At 51.3% G+C, this 6000-nt stretch carries 5 protein-coding genes; 4 read left to right on the forward strand and 1 reads right to left on the reverse strand.

What is annotated here, in order from left to right; genetic code table 11:
• Nucleotides 1-150: 150 nt before the first annotated feature.
• On the forward strand, nt 151-1059 hold the full coding sequence (locus tag EOJ37_RS09190) for a LysR substrate-binding domain-containing protein (protein WP_127959626.1): 909 nt from the start codon (nt 151-153) through the stop codon (nt 1057-1059).
• A gap of 150 nt (nt 1060-1209) precedes the next feature.
• Here the strand turns inward: EOJ37_RS09190 and metK are convergent, their stop codons facing one another.
• Nucleotides 1210-2364: a methionine adenosyltransferase gene (metK, locus tag EOJ37_RS09195; RefSeq protein ID WP_127959627.1), complete on the reverse strand. Its 1155-nt coding sequence runs from the start codon at nt 2362-2364 to the stop codon at nt 1210-1212.
• 643 nt (nt 2365-3007) lie between these two features.
• Here metK and speA point away from each other — a divergent pair.
• The 3 genes from speA to EOJ37_RS09210 all read left to right on the forward strand — a co-directional run.
• A complete protein-coding gene (gene speA / locus EOJ37_RS09200) occupies nt 3008-4906 on the forward strand; it encodes a biosynthetic arginine decarboxylase (protein ID WP_127959628.1) in 1899 nt (632 codons plus the stop codon).
• A gap of 368 nt (nt 4907-5274) precedes the next feature.
• The gene (locus tag EOJ37_RS09205; protein WP_127959629.1) at nt 5275-5625 is read left to right on the forward strand and encodes a hypothetical protein; all 351 of its coding nucleotides are present in this window, start codon (nt 5275-5277) and stop codon (nt 5623-5625) included.
• A gap of 46 nt (nt 5626-5671) precedes the next feature.
• Nucleotides 5672-6000, forward strand: a 329-nt coding sequence (locus EOJ37_RS09210; protein ID WP_276318277.1) for a contractile injection system protein, VgrG/Pvc8 family, incomplete at its 3' end; no start/stop codon positions are given.

Raw genomic sequence — 6000 nt, forward strand, 5'->3', positions numbered from 1 at the left:
GCCTAGCATCAGTATTAATCACGGTAGCTAACGGCTCAGACTAAGGGAAATCTGATTAGCGGAGGCTTTCCGGCTGAGGGTATAATCCGGCAGAGTGAACGATGACTGAGCGACGATCTGCGGATCTTTTTTCTTTTGCAGGGAATGATTATGTTTATCTCTGATGAGACATTGCGTGTAGTCCATCTGGTAGCCAAATACCAGAGCATTACCAGCGCGGCCGAGCACCTCAACAAAGTGCCTTCCGCACTGAGCTACACCATCAAAAAGTTGGAAGAGAGCTGTGGGGTTGAACTGTTTCTGCGCAAAGGGCGCTACATTGAACTGACACCCGCTGGTGAGTATTTTATTGAACACAGCAAGACCATCCTCAACGATCTCGATGCATTGCGCCGCAACACCACACTGATCCACAGCGGTGTAGAACAGGAACTGACCATTGCCGTCAACAATATTGTGCCAACTGCCGCGATTGTTGAATTCATCTGTGATTTTGAACAGACCTTTCCATCAACACGCTTAACCATCGACAGTCAGGTGTATAACGGCTGCTGGGATGTGCTGTATACCAAAAAAGCTAACCTAGTGATTGGAGCGCCACATGCGGTACCGAGTACCGAAGGCATCATCAGTGAATCGATCGGCCATTTAGAGTGGGATTTTGTTGTCGGGCCGAATCACCCACTGGCCAGCCAATTACAACCGTTAGAAAACAGCGCATTGCGGCAATATCCGGCGGTATGCATTCGTGACACGGCGATCAATTTTGTCCCTCAGCAAGCGTGGTTACTGGAAGGGCAGAAACCGGTGTTTGTGCCTGACTTTGCCATGGCAATTGCACTGATTGAGCGCAATCTGGCGATTGGCTACATCCCGCATCATCTCGCCTCACCCAAACTGAATAGCGGCACACTGATCAAAAAACCGATGCGGGGGCATAAACATGCCACACAACTTTTTCTGGCGGCACGCAGTGAAGGCGCAGGAAAAGTGAGCCGCTGGTGTCTTGACTACCTATTGGCACCCAGTTTTCGCAGCAAGCTATATGGTGGTGGTTGAATGGCGCAGGTTGATATTGGTGCCAACCGACGGCTACTGAGCAGTGAACAGCGTTAGGCTGTTGAAGCGACAGCGCGACCTTGTGCTGTGACTGTGTCGAACAGGCAACCGGCGACATGCGGCGATGCCGCCGGTCAATGGAGACAACGGTTACTTCAGACCAGCCGCCTCACGCAACAGCTCGGCCTTATCAGTCGCTTCCCACGGCAGGTTTTCACGGCCAAAATGGCCATAAGCCGCAGTCTGACGGTAGATCGGTTGTAGCAAATTCATCATCTGGATCAAGCCATAAGGGCGCAGATCGAAGAATTCACGCACCAGCAGGGTGAGCTGCTCATTAGCAATTTTTTCAGTACCGAACGTCTCCACCATAATTGACGTTGGTTCAGCAACACCAATGGCATAAGAGACTTGGATCTCACAACGATCAGCCAGCCCGGCAGCGACAATATTTTTTGCCACATAACGCGCAGCGTACGCAGCGGAACGATCGACCTTCGAAGGATCCTTACCGGAAAATGCGCCACCACCGTGACGTGCCATACCGCCGTAGGTATCAACGATAATTTTACGACCGGTTAAACCACAGTCGCCCATCGGACCACCAATCACAAACCGGCCAGTCGGGTTGATATGGTACTTAGTGTTGCTATGCAACCACTCAGACGGCAGCACCGGCTTGATGATCTCATCCATCACCGCCTCTTGCAGATCTTTCAACGCGATCTCTTCAGCATGTTGCGTGGAGAGCACCACCGCATCGATGCCGACAATCTTGCCTTCATCATACTGGAAAGTGACTTGGCTCTTGGCATCAGGACGCAGCCACGGCAGAATACCCTTCTTACGTACCTCAGCCTGACGCTGCACCAAACGGTGTGCATAAGTGATTGGCGCAGGCATCAGCACATCGGTCTCATTGGTGGCATAGCCAAACATCAAGCCCTGGTCACCAGCACCCTGCTCAAGTGGATCGGTACGATCAACACCTTGGTTAATATCGGGTGACTGCTTACCAATCGCACTCAAGACGGCACAAGAGTTGGCATCAAAGCCCATATCGGAGTGGACATAACCAATATCGCGCACCGTCTTACGGGTGATCTCCTCAATATCGACCCAAGCGCTGGTGGTGATCTCGCCACCGACCAGCACCATGCCGGTTTTGACATAAGTTTCACAAGCGACCCGCGCTTTGGGATCCTGTTCCAAAATAGCATCAAGCACCGCATCAGAGATCTGATCGGCAATCTTATCTGGATGTCCTTCAGAGACAGATTCAGACGTAAAAAGGTGTTTAGCCATAGTGTTCTTTACCTTGCACTCAATGGAAAAAGCGGCAACACAGGCACGCAAGCAACCTGACACTTGCCACGGGCAAACGGCGGCCTGTGCGACGATTAAGTAATTTTTTTCTATTCTTTAAATGATTACGCGGAATACGCTATATCGGGATTAGCCGCGTTAAGCAATATAAAAGTATAGATGGATTAACATCTGGACGGCTATTCTAAAGCAAGCCAAGCGCCGGTTGCCAGCACTTTTTGCACCACAACTGCGCGGCGAGCGATCAACATTGAGCACCGAACAGCAATGAAACATTTTTTTTCATCGGTTAACGCAGTGTGAGTCAATTTTCATTTGGTATCTGTTAGTGCAGGTATACACTGCCGATAGGCTATTGGTGTGGTGATGACGCTAACGGATTGATGAAGCACAAGCTACACCGTGGTTAAGCGTAACGGCACTGCCGTGTTAGCGTGTTATTTTCTATCCTGTCTCAACGGGACTCCATCCATGTTGTACCCTTATTATCTGGCACGCGACGTCAGTCAGTCGGTTGGCAAACCCTGCTGAACAGATTGCCGTTCATCCGCCTGGCGAACAGGGCAGCCAACGGCTATCGCTGAGCAATTATTTACCATCATGCCCTAAGTGGGAGGTTGTCATGAGTGATCGAAATACCAGTAAGTTGCTGCGCACCTATAACGTCGCCTACTGGGGCAACAACTATTTTGGTATTAATCAACAAGGGCACATCAGCGTCTGCCCTGATCCGGATCAGCCAGAAGCACAGGTCGATCTGGCCCAATTGGTGAAACAGCTACAGCAAGAGGGGCTGCACCTACCAGCACTGTTCTGCTTCCCACAGATCCTGCAGCATCGTCTGCGCTCCATCAATGCCGCTTTCCAGCGTGCGCGTGAAGCATTTGGCTACGAAGGCGGCTACTTTCTGGTCTACCCGATCAAAGTCAACCAGCACCGCCGAGTGATCGAATCGCTGGTCAACTCTGGCGAACCACTCGGGCTGGAAGCCGGTTCAAAGGCAGAACTGATGGCGGTATTGGCCCATGCTGGTATGACCCGCTCGGTAATTGTCTGTAACGGCTACAAAGATCGCGAATACATTCGCCTAGCGCTGATTGGTGAAAAACTAGGGCATAAAATCTACCTAGTGATCGAAAAGATGTCGGAGATCGCACTGGTACTGGAAGAAGCAGAACGGCTAAACGTGGTACCACGCTTAGGAGTACGCGCCCGATTGGCATCACAGGGGGCAGGGAAGTGGCAATCTAGCGGTGGTGAAAAATCGAAATTTGGCCTGGCCGCAACCCAAGTATTAACCCTGGTGGAAACCCTGCGAGCCGCCAATCGGCTTAGCAGCTTACAGTTACTACACTTCCACCTAGGTTCGCAACTGGCCAACATTCGTGACATCGCTACCGGCGTGCGTGAATCAGCACGTTTTTATGTTGAACTGCACCGGCTGGGAGTCGATATCCAGTGCTTTGATGTTGGTGGTGGTTTGGGGGTTGATTATGAGGGAACACGTTCACAATCGGACTGCTCGGTCAACTACGGCCTGAATGAGTACGCCAACAACGTGATCTGGGGCATTGGCGACGCCTGTAATGAACATGGACTACCACACCCAACGGTGATCACCGAGTCGGGGCGCGCAGTCACTGCACACCACACCGTACTGGTGGCTAACGTGATTGGTGTCGAACGCAACCAGTTCTGCCAGCCACAGCCACCGGCAGATGATGCACCGCGAGCGGTAGAAAGCCTATGGGAAACCTGGCAGGAGATGAGCGAGCCTGACAACCGCCGCTCGCTGCGTGAATGGCTGCATGACAGCCAGATGGATCTGCACGATGTTCACACACAATACACCCACGGCATATTGGATCTGAGCAAACGAGCCTATGCCGAACAGCTATACCTGAACATCTGCAATAACATCCAGCAGCAACTCGACCCGAGCAACCGTGCGCACCGCCCAATTATCGATGAGTTGCAAGAGCGCATGGCGGACAAACTCTACCTCAACTTCTCGCTGTTCCAGTCGATACCCGATGCCTGGGGCATTGGGCAGTTGTTTCCGGTACTGCCATTAGAGGGGCTAGATCAGCCGCCAGAAGGGCGAGCCGTGCTACTCGACATCACCTGTGACTCTGACGGTAGCATTCACCACTACATTGATGGTGACGGCGTAGCAACCACCATGCCAATGCCACCTTACGATCCTGAAAACCCACCCCTGCTAGGATTTTTCATGGTCGGTGCTTACCAAGAGATACTGGGCAATATGCACAACCTATTTGGTGACAGCGCCACCGTTGATGTGTTTGTCTTTGCTGATGGCAGCACCGAAACCCAAATCTCTGATGATGGCGACACAGTAGCGGACATGCTGCGATATGTGCAGCTTGACCCGTCAGCACTGTTGGCAAAATTCCGTGACCAAGTGAAAAAAACCGATCTCAGTGCTGATCTGCAACGGCAATTTATTGCTGAATTTGAGTCTGGTCTGTATGGCTATACCTACCTTGAAGATGAGTAGTTGCTAACTCCAAGCGGTGGTGTCAACACCACCGCTCTTGTCCAACAGCCTTCGCGTCTAGCAAGATAACTTCACAATAGCGGTATTGATGCTGATTATTTACTTTTTTAACAGAGTAATACTTAAGAAATAAAAGATAAATCAGCACAATAGTCTTTTTAATTGAACCGATAACGGGCAATCCTCGGTGCCTATCAGATAAATAAAAAGTTAAAAAACAACCAGTCATAAGCGGCACTAACCAGCGCCCAGTGAAAAAGCGCACATAAACACAAAAAGTACACTTTACCTTATGAAAAATAAGTAATTATTGACATTGTGGCGAGAAAATAACAGCATGGGAAGCAATAAACACCCTTCAGGAGCGGGTGACTTTTTTAGCTATTCACTGTGACCAAACACCACCAACGGAAAAACGCCGCCAGTCGGGCTGCGCACAGGGAGAGAAGGGAATGGAGCGCTTTACGATGCCACTCATCAACGATCACGCGACCAACACGCGATCAGTGTGCCCACACGATCCGTTTTTACTCAATCCGTTTTCACACGATCCATTATCACCCCCTTCGTTATCACAGCATCCGTTATCCCGTTATCACAGCATCCGCTACCGGCGATCGCTTGCCGTCCCCAACATCGACAGCATTGGGTTAGGGCCACGCCCTGGCGAAACCAATTGGAGATTTTTAGCCCAGCCGGGGCTACGACCGGCAATGTAGTGCGACTTACCCTGACGAAAAATAGATTGTTAAGGAAGGAAAACTCATGCAAGACAATGGTATACATTTTAACTTCAACATCAGCGGATTACCCCCCGACACCTTTGTCGTCAGCCAGTTTACCCTGGATGAAGCGCTCTCCACGCTGTTCACCCTGTCGCTGACCCTAACCAGCGCACGCGACGATCTGCCGCTGGAAAAACTGCTGCTGAAAGCGGGCAGCTTCACCTTCAGCCGAGCCGGGGTGCTGCAACGCACCGTCAACGGCATTGTTGCCGACATCACCCAGAGCGAACACCACCGCCACTACACCGTCTACCGTGTCACGCTGCGCCCGGCGATGCTGCGCCTCACCATGAAACAGGACAGCCGCAT

The organism is Serratia microhaemolytica (assembly GCF_004011885.1).
Classification (GTDB): domain Bacteria; phylum Pseudomonadota; class Gammaproteobacteria; order Enterobacterales; family Enterobacteriaceae; genus Serratia_G; species Serratia_G microhaemolytica.